Genomic DNA, 17646 nt, shown 5'->3' with positions numbered 1-17646 from the left:
AAGCCGCCCTCTCCCTTTCTTTCCGGCCGCTCCGACATGGAAAAAGGCGGCCCCGTTTCCCCGGAGCCGCCCGATCTCATCGGTCAGATATGGCAATCGACGACAGAAATCCGCGTTTCACCGGGCAAGTTCAGGATCAGGACGCGGATCCTGTCGGCCCATGCTGCATCATCGAGTTCATCGACCGTCATGCCGAACCACCCTATCTGGCCCTTCTCGATCCATTCGCCCTCATGCACCAAGGCGAACGGCAGCCAGGTTTGCCGGGCCTGGCAGGCAGCATACTCTTCCGGCTTGCGGGAGAGCATCGCGACAATATCTTCTGGTGAAGTGTCCCAGCCCCATGATTGCGCCTCAGACAGCGCCTGACGCAGTTCTGAGAGGCCTTTCTGTCCCCAGTATCGCGTCCGGGCTTCGTCGATACTTCCCTCCCTGCGCTGCATCTCTATCCAAATATCGTTCCAATTCCGGATGGCGTGGAGATCGTCGAGGGATATGATCTTCTGGACGATCTCTCGCGTCTGCTGCCATCGACTCATCGCGGCATCACATGCCTGGCGTTCCATCTCCTCGAAGTCGATATCCCTTCGCCGGGCTTCATTGACCAGGATCCTGCCCCGCGGAGACTGGCGGACGAGCTGATATTCGGCGGCGACATCCTCATGGATCATCAATTCGCCGGCCCACCGCCCGCCGATCACGTACCAGTCCCATTTGGCATTGGGATTTTCGAAATAGCCGTAGCGACCGGTATCATGATTGCGCCGATAGCCGAAGAACTCCCTCACGAAGCGGTCGAACGTCCTGAAGCGCTCCTTATTCGGCACACCGTTCTGGTCGACCTCCTCCCAACGGGCCTCGCACTCGTCGTGGCAGTCACAAAATGCGAGATATTCGGGCGGACAATCGCCCATGTTGTTTTCCTGGAACGGCGCGAGCTGTTCCTCGACGTCATCGCTCGTTACAAACACACTGAAATGCGACATCGGATTTCTCCATTATTGGAGACGCGCGAGACCACGACCCGCACAGGACGCGCGGGCCGGGTCGTTCGGCGATCAGGGATGTGAAATGTTATTCGGCAGCGATGTCGGCGACTGGAACGTCCGTCGGTTTGTCGACGGATGCTGGGGTCCGAAGCGCCACCGGCAACCAGCCGGAACCCTCCAGCAGCCGCTCGGCCTCCTGTGCCATATCGGGCTTCTTCAGATAGGCGATGCGGTCGGCCGCCTCGTCGCCCCGCGCCTCCCGCACGGCTTCGAGGATCCGCGTCTTGGTGACGCGGCCAAGATAATTGTCGACCGTCGGCTGCCAGCCCGCCTCGACCAAATCAAGCTGCAAGACCGTCGCCAACCGGCCGGCCCGCGCCAGCCGTTCGTCGATCATCCGCGGGGAGATGCGTCCCTGCGGCATGGCCCGGTCATACAGCGCGTTGATACCGAAGGAGAGGCAATGCGCCAGCAACGCCTGTCGACTCGTCTCATCCAACCGGTCGAGCCAGTGCCACAGCGCGTCATCGTCCTCCGGTAGCTCGCGCTGCCATTCCGCCTTCCGTCGCTTCAGCGCCTGAGCCGGGATGCTGCCCGGCAGGTCGGAGGAAAGGACCGGGAGAGAGATGTCCCGGACGTCGGCTTCGAGACTATCCGCACCGGGAACCATCCAGTAGAGGCTCCGCACCAGCGTGTGCAGCAGCTCTGTCACTGCGATATGGGGATTCAGCGCGAAGGCGTCGCGTAGAGCCAGCGTCCGCCAGGCCGACAATTCGGTCAGCAGACGGTCCGGCAGCGGCTTCAGCCCATCTTCCTCCGGCTCCTCGCCAGTCGATGTTGGGTTCTGGGCCTTCCCGGCTGCGGCCGGATGCTCCTCGCCAGGCTCGCGGTCCGACTGCCCGTCAGGATCGCCGGACGCCTGATCGCCCTCGTCGACCTGTTGCCGGAGATCCTCCGGCCGGACGAAACCGCGCTCGACCATCAGCGTGCCGTCGGTGTCGGGGCTGACGAACACACCGGCTCGCGAAATATCCGCCGGATCATAAATCACCGGCCGCGCTTCCAGGGTCTCGATTTCCACCTCGATCTCCCCAAGCCGGGCATTGACCGCGTCGGGCAGTTCGTCGGCCTGGGCGTATTCGGCTTCGATCGCCTCCCGTTCGATTTGGAGCGCCTCGATCCGGGCGGCTTCGTCCCCGGACAGTGGGACCGGCGTGGCTTCGATCGTCTGGAAGCCGCGCTTATGGTTCCAGGGGAAGGCCAGCGCCGTCTCGACCCATTTCCAGCCCTCAGCCCGGATCGCCTCGGCAGCCGCCGCAAGCTTCTCCTGCACCAGCCGGTCGAGGATGGCGACGTCCTCCAGCCAGCCGCCATCGTCGGGTGCGAACAAATCACGCATGATCCGCCCGCCGGCGGCAACATAGGCGTCCAGCCCGGCGAAGCGGACACGATAGTCCGAGGCACGGACCGTTTTTTCGGTCAGCATCCGGCGGATCAGATGCGGTTCGCGGTTATGACTGTTCGCCACCGTGTCCCAGACCTGTTCCTGCCGAGCATGGTCATCGCTGATCGAGAACGCCATAAGCTGATCAAGCCTCATGCCGTCCTCCTCATAGACGGATAGCAGCTTCTCCGAGACGGTGATCAGCCGCAGGCGCTGCCTGACCACGGCGGGCGTGACGAAGAACCGGGCTGCTATCTCCTCCTCGCATTGCCCCTTCTCCAGCAACGCCCGGAAAGCGCGGAACTGGTCCAGGGGGTGCAGATCCATGCGCCGAACATTCTCGGCCAGTGAATCCTCCTCGGCCAGGATCGGGGAATTGGCATCCCGCACGATGCAGGGAACAGGGGCCGTCTTCACCAGTTTCTTGCGCTTGACCAGCAAGGCCAGAGCACGATACCGGCGCCCGCCCGCCGGCACCTCGAATCTGCCGCTTTCCGCGCCGTCTGCGTTCAGGACCGGGCGGACGTTGAGGCTCTGCAACAGGCCGCGTCGCTCGATATCGTCGGCCAGTTCCTCGATGGACAGGCCATGCTTGATACGGCGGACGTTGGACTGCGACAGCACCAGCTTATCGAAGGCGATGTCGCGGGAACGATCGAGGGTGATTTTCTGAATGGCGATTGCCATGGCGAAAGCTCCGCGACGGGTGGGCGGAAGCCTCTCTTCCACCCCATCAACCCGTCACGGATCCCCTTCCTTCCCCCTGCCTCTCTTCCAGCCTCACACGCGGCACATCCCACCGCGCTCGTCGGCGAGCAGGTCAGGCTGTCCAGTCTTGTCCTAATCTATCAATGGCGCGTCCTTCTTCCGCGGTATTCGGGTCCTCCCCCCAGCTCCTCGGGGGGCGAGGTCGCCAGATGGTGGCATCATCTTTCGAATGCGACGTTCAATGAAAGTTTCTTGATTTTACAGAGAGCATCTCGACTGAATGATCCACGACAGCTCCACGGCCTCGGTCGAAATCGCGGTTACCGACATCGGCGAGCAACGCGGAGAGATCGGAGATCTCCAGCGCCACCAGATGCACGACTTCGCCCTCCTTCTGGAGCCGCCCCTTGATGCCGAGCATCTGCCCAGCGAGCACGACGCGGCGATATTTTTCGAAAATATCCTTCCAGATGATGACATTGAGGACGCCGCTTTCATCCTCCAGGGTCAGGAACACGACGCCTTCGGCGGAGCCGGGGCGCTGGCGGACCAGGACCAGGCCTGCGGCATCCAGCCGCTTGCCATCGCGCGCCTCATGGGCTTCACGGCAGGAGAAAAATTTCCGCTGGCGCAGATCGTCACGGAGAAAGGCGACGGGATGATCGCGCAGCGTCAGGCCGATCCGGTTATAATCGCGCGTGACCTCGGCCCCGGCGCGCATCGGCTGGAGCAGCACGTCCGGCTCCTCGGCCTCGCGGGCGACCGCCGCCGCCGCGAACAGCGGCAAAGGCTCGTCCCGCAGCGCCTTGATCGCCCATAGCGCCTCGCGCCGGGCGAGGCCGAGCGCCGGCCGGAAGGCATCGGCTTCCGCGAGATGGGTCAGTGCCGCGACCGGCACGCCGGCGCGGCGCCAGAGATCGTCCACCGATGCGAACGGCCATGCCCCGCACGCCGCTACGATGCGGGCGGCGTCGGTGTTGACCAGACCCTTGACCAGGCTCATGCCGAGCCGAACGGCGAACCGGCCGCCCGCCGTTTCCGGTCCTTCCAGCGTACTGTCCCAGCGGGAGGCATTGACGCAGATCGGCCGGATCTCGACGCCATGCTCGCGCGCGTCGCGCACCAGTTGCGCGGGCGCGTAGAAGCCCATCGGCTGGGAATTGAGCAAAGCCGCCAGAAACACGTCGGGATGATGGCATTTCAGCCAGGAGGAGGAATAAGCGAGAATCGCGAAACTAGCCGCATGGCTCTCCGGGAATCCATAGGATCCGAACCCTTCGAGCTGCTGGAAGATCCGCTCGGCGAATTCCTCCGTATAGCCGTTCGCCTTCATGCCCTCGACCAGCTTGGTCTGGAACCGGCCGATGGTGCCGGTGTTCTTGAAGGTGGCCATCGCGCGACGTAATTGATCGGCCTCGCTGGCGGTAAAATCAGCGCAGACCATGGCTACCTGCATCGCCTGTTCCTGAAACAGCGGGATGCCGAGGGTCTTTTTCAGCACCTTTTCCAGTTCCGGGGTGGGATACTCTTCCGGCTCGATGCCCTCACGCCGGCGCAAATAGGGATGGACCATATCCCCCTGAATCGGACCGGGGCGGACGATGGCGACCTCGATCACCAGGTCATAGAACACGCGCGGTTTCAGGCGCGGCAACATTGACATCTGAGCGCGAGATTCGATCTGGAAGACGCCGATCGTGTCTGCCCGGCGGATCATGGCGTACGTCCGCGGGTCCTCGGCCGGGATGGTGGCGAGCGCGAAGCGCTGCCCCTTGTGTTCGGCCAGCAGGTCGAGCCCCTTCTTCATGCAGGTAAGCATGCCCAGCGCCAGGATATCGACCTTCATGAATTTGAGAACGTCGATATCGTCCTTGTCCCATTCGATGATCTGACGATCATCCATCGCAGCGGGCTCGATCGGCACCAGCTCGTCGAGCCGGTCATGGGTCAGCACGAAGCCTCCCGGATGCTGCGAAAGGTGGCGCGGCACGCCGATCAGGCAGCACGCCAGATCCAGCGTCAGCCGGATGCGCCGATCGGACAGGTCGATGCCGGTGTCCCTGAACTGCTCCGGATCGGCATTTTTCGACCAGCCCCAGATCTGACCGGACAAGGTGCCGATCAGATCCTCCGGCAGGCCCATCACTTTACCCACATCCCTCAACGCGCCCTTGGCGCGATAGCGAATCACCACCGCGGTCAGGGCCGCGCGCTCACGGCCATAATGCCCATAGACCCATTGAATCACCCGCTCGCGCCGGGCGTGTTCGAAATCGACGTCGATATCCGGCGGCTCGCCCCGCTCCTCCGATACGAACCGCTCGAACAGCAGCGAATTGCGCGCCGGATCGATGGCGGTGATGCCCAGCACGTAGCAGACCGCGCTATTGGCCGCCGAGCCACGCCCCTGACAGAGAATGTCCTGGCTGCGCGCATAGCGGACGATGCTGTTCACAGTCAGGAAATACGGCGCGTAATTCATACGCCCGATCAGGGCGAGTTCGTGGTTCAGGCTGGCTGTTACCTCGTCGGGAATCCCTTCGGGATAGAATCTCCGCGCCCCTTCCCAGGTCAGCGCTTCGAGGGCCTGCTGCGGCGTCTGGCCAGGCACCGAGACTTCATCGGGATATTGGTAGGCCAGGTCATCGAGGCTGAAGCGACAGCGCTCCATGATCGCAATCGTGCGGTCGACCGCCTCGGGATAGCGCCCGAACAGACGCGCCATCTCCTGGGGTGGCTTGAGATAGCGATCGGCATGGCGCTCGCGCGCGAAACCCGCCTCGTCGATGGTGGTGTTATGCCGGATGCAGGTCACGACATCCTGCAGGATGCGGCGGTCGTGGGTGTGGAACAGCACATCGTTGGTCACGACGGTCGGCACGCGTGCCTGATGGGCCAGGTTCGCCAGTTCATAGAGCCGCATCTGGTCATTGGGCCGGCGCAGCAGGGTCAGCGCCATGTAGGCGCGGTCATGGAACGCATCCTTCAGCTTGCGCAGATGCAGGGCGCAGGCCTCGTCCGCGACGTCGGGGACCAGGATGGCGAGCAACCCGTCGCCCCAGGCCACCAGGTCTTCCCAGAGCAGATGGCATCTGGCCTTGCCGGCACGGCTCTTGCCCAGGCTGAGCAGCCGGCACAGGCGGCCGTAGGCTGCGCGGTCGGTCGGATAGACCAGCACCGGCGGGAAATCGGCGAGGTCGAGGCGACAGCCGACGACCAGCCGGACGCCGGAGGCCTTCGCCGCGACATGGGCCTGCACCATGCCGGCCAGGGAATTGCGGTCGGCGACACCCAGCGCCGCAATACCGAGCGCCTTCGCCTGCTCGAACAGTTCAAGCAGCGATGACGCCCCGCGCAGGAACGAGAAATAGCTCGTCACCTGCAATTCGGCGTAGCGGGTCATCCGAAGATCCCGTGCAGAAACCAGCCTTGCGAGCCGGTTTCCCCGTGCTCGCCGTCGCCCGAGCGATAGACCCAGAACCGCTCGCCGGACGTGTCTTCCAGACGGAAATAATCGCGCACCGTGGTCAGTTCGGCGTCCCCCTGCCACCATTCGCCGAACACCCGCTCCGGACCGTCGGCGCATTTCACCCGGCGGCGAATGCCGCGCCACACGAAGAACACCGGCGGATGGTCCGGCAGCACGGCCATCGTCTCGATCGGCTCCGGTCGCGGCAGCAGCCGGGTCGGCCGGGGCCAGTGATGCGGCCAGTCCTTCTGGTCGTCCGGCGCCAGCGCCGGCACCCGGCAGAAGGACCGCTCCGGCACATCGCTCTCCACCGGAGCAAAGCGGTACAAGGAATGATGGCCCACGCGATTAGCCAGGGTGTCGATCAGATCCGAGACATCGGGCTCCTCCTCCGCGATCAGCGAGGAGATCTTCTGGCGCGGCGCGATCGGCTTGGCCAGTGTTGCGGTCAGGACCATACGCTCGATGCCAAAGCCCGGATCGATGGTTTCGATCTTCTCGCACAGCAGCCTGGTCAGGCGCTTGACGTCACGCACCGGCGTCGCGGTGGCGATGCGGATCGCCTCGGTGCGGCTGTCGACGCGATGCAGCACCAGGTCGAGACGCCGGGCTCCTTGCCCGCGCTCCTCCAGTCCCTGACAGAGCGGCGGTACCAGTTTGCCGATGTAGCGGGCGATGGTCTCGGCGGCCCCGATCGGTTCGGCAAAATTCCGGCTGACCGTGACCGGGTCAACCGGCCGAACCGGCAAGATGGCCTCACTGATGCGACCATAAGCCTGGTCCAGCCGGCGCGCGACGTCCGGCCCAAAGCGGAGCGCCAGCGGCGCGCGCGGCATCGCGGCGAGCGGAGCGATGGTCGCGACGCCCAGCGCACGCAGGCCCTCGATCATACTGTCCGGCAGGCGCAGGGCCTCGATCGGCAGGTCCGCGATTGCGGCGGCCGTCTTCCCGGCCGGCACCACCAGGGTACGCGCGCGTCCATAACGCGCCAGCGCATGGGCCGCGCCCAGCGTGTCGGCGACCACAGCCTTGGCGGTGATGCCGGCTTCTCGCAGCCGCCGCACCATCTCCGCCAGCATGGCCGGCTCGCCGCCATGCAGATGATCGGCGCCAGTGGTATCCAGCACCAGACCGTCCGGCGCATCCACCGCCACCAGGGGGGCGATCCGCTGCTGGAACCACAGCGCCAGTTTCTCCAGCCCGGTCCGGTCGCCCTCCTGGTCGGCATCCATGATGATCAGATCGGGATAAAGTGCCTGCGCCTTGGCGACCGGTGTGCCAGGGCGCACGCCCGCCTTGCGGGCTGCGAGGTCGACCGACAGCACGACGCGACGTCTTCCCTCGCGGCCGACCAGCGCCAGCGGCGCGTCAGGCGCGGGTGCGTCGGCGCCCAGCCTTTTCCTGATCCGGTCCGTCGGCCACAGCGGCAGGAAGAGAGAGACGACCCTTGCCATCGCAGGCCTCCACTTCAAAATCGGCAGATTCCCCGGCCCGCGCCCGGATCAGTTCCAGCAGCCAGCGCGCCCGTCCGACGCCTGGCACCGGCAGGGTTTCGGACGGCAGGACCGAAATCCGCCAGCGGGTGACACTGGCGGTCGGCTGGCCGAAATCAGCCGCTTCGGTCTGCCGTCGCCAGCGGCGGACGGCGATCCCCAGCGCACCGGACGTCTCGGCCGCCAGTTGCAGCCGGCGGGAAGCGGTCATCGACAGGCGCGCGACCTCGGCCACGACGGCACCCAGACCGCCATGCCGTAGCCCCTCCTCGAAGCAGGCCAGGACATCCTGGTCCGCCCCGGCCTCGACATAGATCACCCGGCTTCCACCCAGTCCGACCTGTTTCAGGGCGGGGGCGAACAGATCCTGGCGGCTGACGACCCACAGCACCTTGCCCTTGGTGCGCGCGGCGATGCCGGCGGCAAACTGCCCGGCGGCCGCGCTGTTGAGGGCATCATTCCCGCCGCCTGCCATCTCGTGCAGGGCGCCGAGCGCCAGCCCGCCACCCGGCAGGCGGCGATCGATGTCACGGATGCCAAAGGGCAGCACGGCCCGCCGGCGGGTGGCCGATCCTTCGAGGCGGCGAATCTGGTCCCGTAGCGTCTCCAGCGGGGGACGGGATAGGGGTGTGGACATGATCGATCGGCTTCCGGGATGGGCTCCCAACCGGCGGTCGGGCAGTTTGTTCCCTATCTGTTCCTCACGCTGCCCAAGAGTCAACGCCGCATCGCACGTGCGGGGGGCGCACCTCGTGGAGAGGCCGGGATCGACATCGCGGCGGCGACACCGTGATTCCATTGCAGGACAGCGGGTTACATCCGCATCATGAGAGCGGCCCCTCTCGACGGCTTGAACGCGGCGCAAAGCCAGGCCGTCATGCATCGCGCCCGAGCGGGGACCGACCGCCCGCCCGAGTCCCCGACCACCTGGGTCCGGTCAGGATGGCGCAACTTCGCGAAAAATAATGTGTTCTGTGCCTTCGCTCCATGCGTTCCTGCCATTGCCGCATGTACGGAGATACCGATGCCCGACGATCTTCCCGCGGTTCGGACGCAAACCCTGGCCCGTATCATCGGGCCCTATCTCGTGGTGCTCGCTGTCGCGTTGTTCGTCCGCCTGGGCACATTGCCCATGCTGCTGCCGGTCTTCATGCAGAACGGCCCGCTGGTGCTGGCCACCGGCGCGTTCACCCTGATGGCGGGCCTCGCCATCATCGCGCTGCATCTTCGGTGGGAGAGCCCGAGCGCGATTGCGATCTCTCTGATCGGCATTGTCATCACACTCAAGGGCGCGGTGCTCATGGTCGTGCCGAGCCTCGGCGCCGCCATGACCGCCGCGGTCGTGGAAACGCCCCCGCTGCTGCTGATCGCCGCTGCGATCGTGCTGCTGTTAGGCCTTTGGCTGAGCTTCGTCGGCTGGACTTCGCGGGCGTAACCATCGCGTGCGAGACAAGGGAGGAGAAAGAGCGACCCGTGTGCAATCTGTTTTCGATGACCACCAACCAGCAGGCGATCCGCGACCTCGCGAAGGTCATGGTCGACCGCACCGGTAATCTGCCACCATTGCCTGGTGTCTATCCCAACATGATGGCGCCGATCGTCCGCAATTCGGCGGACGGGCGCGAACTGGTGATGGCGCGCTGGGGGATGCCGACGCCGCCCCGCTATCTCGTCGGCAAGACGGTGGATCGGGGCGTGACCAACATCCGCAATCCGCAGTCGCCGCATTGGCGGCCGTGGCTCGATGTCGCGCATCGCTGCGTCGTGCCCTTTACCAGCTTCGCCGAGCCCGAACCGCAACCGGACGGTTCCCGGCCGCCGGCCTGGTTCGCGTTTGGCGAGACCCGTCCACTCGCTTTCTTTGCCGGCATCTGGTGTCGGTGGACATCCGTGCGCAAGGCGAAGGACGGAGAGACGACAGATGACCTGTTCGGCTTTCTCACAACAAAGCCGAACCACGAAGTCAGAGACATTCATCCCGAGGCCATGCCGGCAATCCTGACCAGCCAGGAGGAGATCGACCTCTGGATGACTGCGCCGATCGACGATGCCCTGCGCTTGCAGCGCCCGTTGCATGACGGGACGCTGACCATCGTTGCCAGGGCGAACCCGGAAGATCCAGTACCGCCGAGAGAGCCTGCTCATCCATCGCCTCGGAACGGATGCAGCAGCGAGCGTCGATAGCTGTGCGCGCGCGGTTGTATGACGCGCGGGATTTCTGTCCCAATGTACGCTACAGAGTCCACTCTCCATGGACTGACTGTTATCGAAAGGAGATAAGGCTACCTCTCACGCCCGACAACGTATGTCCTAGCTTGACACTGTCCGCCATCAGGAATTGCACGACCCGCTTAATGGGCCTAATGGGCGCGAAGCCGTCGTGATAGTCCTTCACGTGAATGGCCGCTTCTCTCGTCACCTTGCCCAAAAGCGGGCTGCAGTCTTCCAATCTTAACTGTCCGCTCGCTCAACGAACGTGAAGCAGACAGGCAGCAATCGCCTTCATATCGGACGTAAGACGCTCCCGTCTTTATTCCAATAACGGACATTTCCCCTTAGGGTCAGGAAGACACCTTTGATTCATTCCCAAATAGATATTTTCGTATTAGCGTTCCGCATGAAAAACTTCTGAAAGTTAAGCGCGTGACCATTCTCTATCATAAAACCTCTTTCGAGAGGGCAGAGTCCATTCTGTGGAACCGAGCTATATCAGGCTGCGCGTGGGGAAATACGGTTTCTCATGAGGCCTCTCCTCATTTTTATATGGAAGGCGAAAGAGAATCTTTCAACGCGTTACCATCAGGGGTCGAGCCCGACATAACTCTGTATTTTGAATCTGATTTACCATTACAAACTTGCCCGAATCACTTTCCAAGTCCAAATGTAATCAATAAACATTATGGAATTTCAGGAGAATTTTGGCAGGCTACAATACGACCAGGACAAACAATAATTTTTAAAAAAGCACAATTTAACGAAAATAACTCTTCCAAATTTTTACAGCGTTTGGTTGAAAAACGGATGGGAGACGAAATCCGAACTGTGTGGAATTTCGAGATGAATTATCAAGACCTTCCGCGTGAAGAAAAATATGAGCATACTTATCCTGACAATATAAAAAAGCTTTTGTTTAGGTTTAATTTGTTAACTAGCTAAAAATTTAGATTATATACTGTGGCATCAAAAAAAAACAATGTCCGGTTTTAGATTGCTCCACCCCAAACTGGACCTTCCGCTTCCCCCCCTGATCTGCCTGTCCGCTCAGTGATGCAGGAGCAGACAGGCGGCAGTCGCCTCAAGGTGGACATCAAAGTGGTGATGGCGTTTGCCCGAAAGCCGACATTGTTAGGCTAACCGCGATAGACCGCGTTCGGGACGAATCTGTTATTTCCACCCAAAGCGGCTCGCTGGTCTGTCAAACGATCGCATGAAAATCATGTAATGGATGGAGTTTGGTGCCGAGGTCAGACTGGAGAAGCGCAAAGCTTGCATGATCCTGCGGGACAAACCGAGTCATCCGCCTTAGATATCGTCCTTAGGCAATATTTCCTGAGAAATGCCATCAGGCGCGGCCACGAATGGATTACCAGTGTCGGGAGAAACCACCGGTGCAACGGGAACAGCCGCTACCGTCTTGTTTATGCAGGCTAGTTTCATCGCGTAATCGACTAAGGCATCGGCACGCGCCGCAATGAACTTCTCGTAATCATCCTTGAAGAGCAAATCATCGAACATAGCGGACGTTTGGATCGCCGTGATGTCAGTGGGCATTTTGGATCGATAAACGGATGGCTTATCGCCCCCGATTTTTCGATTATCCGTTCGCGAGAGGAAGCAAAAATTAGCCAAACAGCTATCGTCGTACTTTTGGGTCTGGCTACTCTCTCGCAGGTAGGCCCGCGGCATCATATGATGAAATTCAGTGCGATTGGATTCTTTCAGGGTCTTAGCAAGATCAACTGGCGAACCAGAGATAAAGGAAAGCGGCTTCAGACCCGCCAACATTAGGATAAACGTTTTCGTATTAACGTTGGCCATACCGAAGGTGTTGCGAGTGAAAAACTCAGCATCGATGTGGAAACTGAAATCACCAAGCTTGGACGGTTTGCCGTCACGCAAATTCACCATTTCGCTAATGTCAGTGTTGAGGTTTCGCAAAACTGCTGAACTGTACCGCCGACTTAGTGATGCGCGCCAAAACCAACTGTTAACCCGCTCGCGTTGCTCGTCCGTGGTAGATGCTTCTTTGTTACCGGACACCGCAAACAGCACCGACAGAGGCACAAGCAGTGTCGAAAACGGCAGGTTGCTCAGCTTCTCAGCATGGAAGTGGCGCCGGATGTAATCGACGGCGTACTTAACCCCATTCGTGACCTGATCGAAGTTCTCGCGAACTGTCGCGCCTTTCAGTTCCATCAGAGCCTGAGGCGAGGCATCGTGCTTGAGAATAGCCGAGCAGCAACGCAGAAGGAGGTTGGTATCGACGCCGATTTCCTGAAACCCGAATGGCTGCAATTCGTCAGCCAAGTCGGAAAATTCTTCGTTAAGTTGAAAATCCTCGCTCCATGTCCATGCCGACAGGAGTTGCAGGGTGTCGAGTTCCACACCCTGCCGGTTCACGCGCTCGAAAATAATCGCGACTGTGGCCTTGTCCTCTGTCCGCGACAGCTGAAGAGGGATTTTGACCTCTTTGAAAATGGCCTGCATCTGGTCGATACGCTCAATGGTGCTGTCGTCGAAATTCGTGGTAGCTGCGCGATATTCTGCGGTGCTAAACAGAGTGGACATCGGGAAGTGGCGGGCCGGATCTACGGCCTCGGGCTTTAGCGCGACAAACTGGCTATCTTGCACCGTCTGCTCTGCCTCGAGGTCATAAAAAATTGGAAGCCAGTTAGGATCGTCAGGCCGTTCGATCTCAGTCTGAAATACACCGAAAATAGATGTAATTCTCTGCTGACCATCCAGAACATAATCGACCGGATAATCTTCCTTGGGGTCTGGAAGAACGAAAGGACCGAGCTTGCGGTCATATTTGAGCACGTTTTTCGTGCGCCAGAATAGCAGTGCGCCGAAAGGGTACTTTTTGTAGATGCTGTCCATGAGGTAGGCGACGCGATCCGAGTCCCATACGAACCCGCGCTGAAACGCCGGAATGCGGATTTGACCGCGGCCTACTTGTTCCAGTATTTCGCGGATACTCAGATCTTCCATGTGACACTCCCCGTTTTGGCGAGAGACTGCCAAGTATCCGCGCTGCCTGCAAGTGCTGATCATTTAAATATAGTTGACCGGCCGCTTCTAGGAAACCGGTCTAATCGCTGGAATGGCCGCTCATGGGGCGCCATCCTGATGGTCCGCTTCTAGCGTCCCAACGGCAGCTGCTGGAGATAGTAGCCGTTCGTGACGCTGGCGCTGAACGGCTTGGTTTGGTCGGTAGCTGTCATGAACGCGAACACTGCGAATGGCGGCTGTCGATCAACCCTTTCCGATAACCGACATTCCGCTGTCCCCCCATGACAGTCATAATGGGAGCTTTGGGTGGTCAACAGCACATCAGGACTAGGCCCGCGTGCCTAGCGGATTATGCGACGGGCGTAGCGCAGAGGCGACCCCAGGCTGCTCCACCGACACAAAGCGCGCCAAAGATCGCGAAGATATATTCGGGAATGGCGCCCATGCCGCCCAAGCCGCAGAAGCCGAGCGTCATGCTGAACCCGACCAGAGCTGCCGGCAGGGCCAAGGCGAGGGAGACGGCACCCCTGATCGCCGGATCGCGTGACGTGGCGAGCACCCCCTGGGCCATGACCAGCGCCGCAACGCCACAGACAAAACCCGCCATCAGCGCAAGTAGGCCGGGCACCCCGAGATACTCAAGCGCGGCGAACGTCATCGCACCGACATAAAGGGGTGCCGCGTAAACAGCGGCGATAAACAGCAACCAGCAGAGGAAGCCTATACCGAAAAAACCGAGCACTATGCCGAGACCGAGCATCATGGTGCACCTCCTGGCGTCTTCTGTAATGCAGCCCGAACACGACATTCTTGCGGTGCCATCTCCGGAATATCCAGTGAAATGCTTGGTGCTCGCGACATTTTAGGGCGCGGTCGAAACATCCGCCGCGCTCCCAAGCGCGCGACGGACTATCCCGCCGCTCTTTCCTCATGAAGGCTCGAAAGCCGCCGCGCCGCGGTCGCAGCATGGCCCGGATCGATATCCATACCAATCCATTCCCGTCCGAGGTCACGAGCCGCCACGAGAGAGGAACCAGAGCCGCAGAACGGGTCCAGCACCAGGCCGCCGGCCGGGCAGAATACCTCCACTAGAGTCAATAATGCCGCCACGGGCTTTTGGGTGGGATGCAGTCGGTTCCCAGAATAGGGCATGTCGATCACGTCGGGGATCGCCCGCTCGGGGGGGGTGACGTCGCCCTTGGCCAACAGGTAAGCGCACTCATGCTCATACCGAAGAAACCGGGAGGCTGAGGCATAGGATTTGCGGAAGACGATATGCCCGACCATGCGAAATCCCGCCGCTTTCCAGGCTTCGGCAAACAAATCGATCCTATTCCAGCCATAGAACGATATCGCGAAGCTGCCGGGTTTCAGGACGCGATGCATCTGATTGACTGACGGCCTGAGCCAGCGTGCATTGTCGTCATTACACACCTGCCGCCCGTCGCGGCCCCTATAACTGACCAGATAGGGCGGGTCGGTGAGAATGAAATCCACTGAATCTCGCTCCATTCGCCGCATCAGTTCGATGCTGTCTCCGTTCAGGACCACATTGCGGCGCCTCTCCAGGACGGGATCGGCAGCCGATGTTCCAGACGGTGCAGCTCTGCCCATCGCGGCAGATGGAGGGTCCGGCTGGTCCAGTCCGGCGTTCGCGCCACTTTCGGACGGAGGCAAAGCGGCTTCATACTCGTGCCCTGCCGAAAGGGGTGCCTTCATGCGGAATGGCGCCCGTCGACCCGTGACCGACGGACCACTTTCACCGAAGTATGAGACATTGCTCTCCAAACTTCCAATTTCCGATAGATCGCCTGCACCGAAAGACGCGCTGTCGTATCGACGCACCAGAGGCCCCGTTGACTGCGGGAAAGAACTACGGCCGCCATTGAATACCACGGCGCCCGGAAACGACCTGACCGGTGTAACCACGATGGGAGAAAACTTGCTCATGGGAGAAATCCTTGGAGAGATTGGAATGGATCGAGCCGGCCGCCGCACTCTCCAAAACTGCGCCGACTCATCCCCTTTCCGGCTTCCCTCTCCCTTTCCGGCCCAAGCCGAAAGAACGCCCCAGCTTCAGCGGCGCCTCACCGCCCGTCATGATCCCGCGTCGCCTGCCTCGTCTGCGGAGACGATCATCGCTTTCACCAACTCGACCTATCAAATACGCAAACACCGCCGATTGCCGCATCGCACGATTTCGCACTTTTCTGATGGATCGAGAGCATTTCAAATGTTTTCCGGAGCCATCCGGAGGAAATTATGGGCACGCCATCGAGGACCGCACGGATCGCCGTCATCCTACCTGACCCGGACGATGTATCACCACACCTCACAGATGCCGCGGTCCTTCGCCTCGCGCGTATGATCGGCCGTCAGATGGCACGCGAGGACCATGAGCGCCAGAAACGCAGCCGGCGCCGGTCCCCCCGTCAGCCCGTTCCCGCACCAAAATCGTGATCTTCGTATCGACGAATTAACTACCGCCCGGAGGGCGACCCCAGGGTAACCTCTTTCGCCTTCCCCTGTCGAAAGAACCCGCCCGGAGTCTCGCCATGGTCCGTGTTGCGCTCTATGCCCGCTATTCCTCCGACAACCAGCGGGCGGCCTCGATCGAAGATCAGTTCCGTATCTGTCGGGAGCACGCCAAGCGCGAGAAGTGGAAGGTCGCGAGCGCCTACAAGGACGCAGGCATCTCCGGGTCCAGCATGATCCTGCGTCCCGGCATCCAGACCCTCTTGCAGGACGCCCAGCGGGGTGAGTTCACCATCGTACTAGCCGAAGCCCTGGATCGCATCAGCCGCGACCAGGCCGATGTCGCCACCCTGTTCAAGCACCTGAAGTTCGCCGGCGTGACGATCGTCACCCTCGCCGAGGGCGAGATCAGCGAACTGCATGTCGGCCTCAAGGGGACGATGAACGCGCTGTTCCTCAAAGACCTGGCCGCCAAGACGCATCGGGGCCTACGCGGTCGGGTCGAGGATGGCAAATCCGGTGGCGGCCTGTGCTACGGCTACAAGGTCATCAAGAAACTGGACGCGCGGGGCGAACCTATCCGGGGCGACCGCGAGATCGACCCGAATGAGGCGACTGTGATCCGACGGATCTTCCGGGACTTCGCTGCTGGTGTCGGACCGCGTGCGATCGCACGCACTCTCAACGACGAGGGTATCCTCGGTCCCAATGGCAAACCATGGATCGACACCACGATCCGGGGCCATGCTCAACGGGGCACGGGGATCGTCAACAACGAGCTTTACGTGGGCCGCCTCATCTGGAACCGGCTCCGCTATATCAAAGATCCCTCAACCGGGAAGCGCGTATCGCGTCCCAATCCGCCGGACGCCTGGATCACGACGGAGGTGCCCGAGTTGCGCATCGTCGATGATGCGCTCTGGCAGGCCGTCCGCAACCGCCAGGCGAAGATCGCGGCGCAATATGTCAACGTCATCGCGGCCGTCAGGACGTCCGCCGCGAACCGGATGAACGGCATGCGCCGTCCGAAATCCCTGTTCTCGGGGATGATCTTCTGCGGTGTGTGCGGTGGCACCTATTCGCTCCGCGAGAAGGACCGCTATGCCTGCTCCAATCGGGTGACGAACCGTTCCTGCCATAACCCGGCGACCATTCTGCGTGCCGACCTGGAGGAACGCGTACTCGTCGGCCTCAAACACAAACTGATGACGCCCGAAGCCGCGGCAGCAGCCATGAAGGCTTATACGGAAGAGACCAACCGGCTGAACCATGAGCGACGGGCAAACAGTGCCGGCTGGAAGGCTGAACTGGCGAAGGTCGAAAAGGGCATCGCCGGCATTATGACCGCGATCGAGAACGGGATGTTTGACCTTCATATGAAGGCACGCATGCAGGAGCTTCGTGACCGCGAGGTTGAGCTGAACGCCCTGCTCGCCTCCGAACTAGAGGATACGCTCGACATTCATCCGAATGTCGCGGCGATGTTCAAAAAGAAGGTGGAGCGCCTGACCGAGAGCCTGAACCAGCCAGAAGACCGCGCGGAGGCGTCCGAAGCTGTTCGCGCGCTGGTGGAGAAGATCGTCCTGTCGCCGGGTGATAAGCGCGGCGAGATCTTCGCGACGCTCTATGGCGAGCTTGGCACGCTGCTGAGATTCGTGAACCAGAGGGACACGAAATCGGGCAAGTCCCTGAAAGGACTTGCGAAAACATCAATGTGGGAATCGGTGGTTGCGGGGGCAGGATTTGAACCTGCGGCCTTCAGGTTATGAGCCTGACGAGCTACCGGGCTGCTCCACCCCGCGTGGGTGTAGGTGGATTGGAAGACCTGGCGGCGAC

Annotated in this window: 12 protein-coding genes and 1 tRNA gene; 4 read left to right on the top strand and 9 right to left on the bottom strand. The window is 61.3% G+C overall.

Annotation, left to right across the window (positions count from 1 at the left end):
- Positions 1-83: 83 nt before the first annotated feature.
- The 5 genes from HLH36_RS15045 to HLH36_RS15025 all read right to left on the bottom strand — a co-directional run bounded on the left by HLH36_RS15045 (position 84) and on the right by HLH36_RS15025 (position 8740).
- Complete coding sequence (locus HLH36_RS15045) at positions 84-986, bottom strand: hypothetical protein (protein ID WP_182987158.1); 903 nt, start codon at positions 984-986, stop codon at positions 84-86.
- Positions 987-1074: 88 nt separating this feature from the next.
- On the bottom strand, positions 1075-3120 hold the full coding sequence (locus HLH36_RS15040; RefSeq protein WP_182987157.1) for a ParB/RepB/Spo0J family partition protein: 2046 nt from the start codon (positions 3118-3120) through the stop codon (positions 1075-1077).
- 259 nt (positions 3121-3379) lie between these two features.
- Positions 3380-6544 (bottom strand): error-prone DNA polymerase, encoded by a 3165-nt coding sequence (locus HLH36_RS15035; RefSeq protein WP_182987156.1) that lies wholly within the window; start codon positions 6542-6544, stop codon positions 3380-3382.
- On the bottom strand, positions 6541-8064 hold the full coding sequence (locus HLH36_RS15030; RefSeq protein ID WP_246376910.1) for a Y-family DNA polymerase: 1524 nt from the start codon (positions 8062-8064) through the stop codon (positions 6541-6543). The genes HLH36_RS15035 and HLH36_RS15030 overlap by 4 nt, the downstream gene beginning before the upstream one ends.
- Positions 7979-8740 carry an ImuA family protein gene (locus HLH36_RS15025; protein WP_182987155.1) on the bottom strand — a complete coding sequence of 254 codons (762 nt, stop codon included), beginning with the start codon at positions 8738-8740 and terminating at the stop codon, positions 7979-7981. The genes HLH36_RS15030 and HLH36_RS15025 overlap by 86 nt, the downstream gene beginning before the upstream one ends.
- A gap of 387 nt (positions 8741-9127) precedes the next feature.
- Here HLH36_RS15025 and HLH36_RS15020 point away from each other — a divergent pair, with 387 nt between their 5' ends.
- From HLH36_RS15020 to HLH36_RS15010, 3 genes are all read left to right on the top strand, one after another.
- A complete protein-coding gene (locus HLH36_RS15020) occupies positions 9128-9538 on the top strand; it encodes a hypothetical protein (protein WP_182987154.1) in 411 nt (136 codons plus the stop codon).
- A gap of 38 nt (positions 9539-9576) precedes the next feature.
- Complete coding sequence (locus HLH36_RS15015; RefSeq protein ID WP_338030472.1) at positions 9577-10287, top strand: SOS response-associated peptidase; 711 nt, start codon at positions 9577-9579, stop codon at positions 10285-10287.
- Between the two features lie 459 nt (positions 10288-10746).
- Positions 10747-11259 carry a hypothetical protein gene (locus tag HLH36_RS15010; protein WP_182987153.1) on the top strand — a complete coding sequence of 171 codons (513 nt, stop codon included), beginning with the start codon at positions 10747-10749 and terminating at the stop codon, positions 11257-11259.
- A 366-nt stretch (positions 11260-11625) separates the two neighbouring features.
- On the opposite strand, the gene HLH36_RS15005 is transcribed toward HLH36_RS15010, so the two are convergent.
- The 3 genes from HLH36_RS15005 to HLH36_RS14995 all read right to left on the bottom strand — a co-directional run bounded on the left by HLH36_RS15005 (position 11626) and on the right by HLH36_RS14995 (position 14949).
- Complete coding sequence (locus HLH36_RS15005) at positions 11626-13314, bottom strand: GmrSD restriction endonuclease domain-containing protein (RefSeq protein ID WP_182987152.1); 1689 nt, start codon at positions 13312-13314, stop codon at positions 11626-11628.
- 370 nt (positions 13315-13684) lie between these two features.
- Positions 13685-14098, bottom strand: a complete 414-nt coding sequence (locus HLH36_RS15000; protein ID WP_182987151.1) for a hypothetical protein — start codon at positions 14096-14098, stop codon at positions 13685-13687.
- 146 nt (positions 14099-14244) lie between these two features.
- A complete protein-coding gene (locus HLH36_RS14995) occupies positions 14245-14949 on the bottom strand; it encodes a DNA methyltransferase (RefSeq protein ID WP_182987238.1) in 705 nt (234 codons plus the stop codon).
- Positions 14950-15890: 941 nt separating this feature from the next.
- On the opposite strand from HLH36_RS14995, the gene HLH36_RS14990 reads away from it, so the two are divergent.
- Positions 15891-17579, top strand: coding sequence for a recombinase family protein (locus tag HLH36_RS14990; RefSeq protein WP_182987237.1), 1689 nt, complete (start codon positions 15891-15893; stop codon positions 17577-17579).
- Here HLH36_RS14990 and HLH36_RS14985 read toward each other — a convergent pair.
- Positions 17536-17612 (bottom strand) — tRNA-Met (locus HLH36_RS14985). The two genes, HLH36_RS14990 and HLH36_RS14985, sit on opposite strands and share 44 nt — an antisense overlap.
- Positions 17613-17646 lie beyond the last annotated feature (34 nt).

The sequence above is a fragment of the Gluconacetobacter aggeris genome (genome assembly GCF_014174395.1).
Lineage (GTDB): Bacteria > Pseudomonadota > Alphaproteobacteria > Acetobacterales > Acetobacteraceae > Gluconacetobacter > Gluconacetobacter aggeris.
This window is presented reverse-complemented; position numbering and strand designations above follow the sequence as displayed.

Bases quoted from the DNA above. Each gene is read 5' to 3' on its own strand.
- HLH36_RS15020 (WP_182987154.1), top strand. From the start codon at position 9,128: ATGCCCGACGATCTTCCCGCGGTTCGGACGCAAACCCTGGCCCGTATC.
- HLH36_RS15035 (WP_182987156.1), bottom strand. From the start codon at position 6,544: ATGACCCGCTACGCCGAATTGCAGGTGACGAGCTATTTCTCGTTCCTG.
- HLH36_RS15040 (WP_182987157.1), bottom strand. From the start codon at position 3,120: ATGGCAATCGCCATTCAGAAAATCACCCTCGATCGTTCCCGCGACATC.
- HLH36_RS15000 (WP_182987151.1), bottom strand. From the start codon at position 14,098: ATGATGCTCGGTCTCGGCATAGTGCTCGGTTTTTTCGGTATAGGCTTC.
- HLH36_RS15030 (WP_246376910.1), bottom strand. From the start codon at position 8,064: ATGGCAAGGGTCGTCTCTCTCTTCCTGCCGCTGTGGCCGACGGACCGG.
- HLH36_RS15005 (WP_182987152.1), bottom strand. From the start codon at position 13,314: ATGGAAGATCTGAGTATCCGCGAAATACTGGAACAAGTAGGCCGCGGT.
- HLH36_RS14995 (WP_182987238.1), bottom strand. From the start codon at position 14,949: ATGGGCAGAGCTGCACCGTCTGGAACATCGGCTGCCGATCCCGTCCTG.
- HLH36_RS15025 (WP_182987155.1), bottom strand. From the start codon at position 8,740: ATGTCCACACCCCTATCCCGTCCCCCGCTGGAGACGCTACGGGACCAG.
- HLH36_RS15045 (WP_182987158.1), bottom strand. From the start codon at position 986: ATGTCGCATTTCAGTGTGTTTGTAACGAGCGATGACGTCGAGGAACAG.
- HLH36_RS14990 (WP_182987237.1), top strand. From the start codon at position 15,891: ATGGTCCGTGTTGCGCTCTATGCCCGCTATTCCTCCGACAACCAGCGG.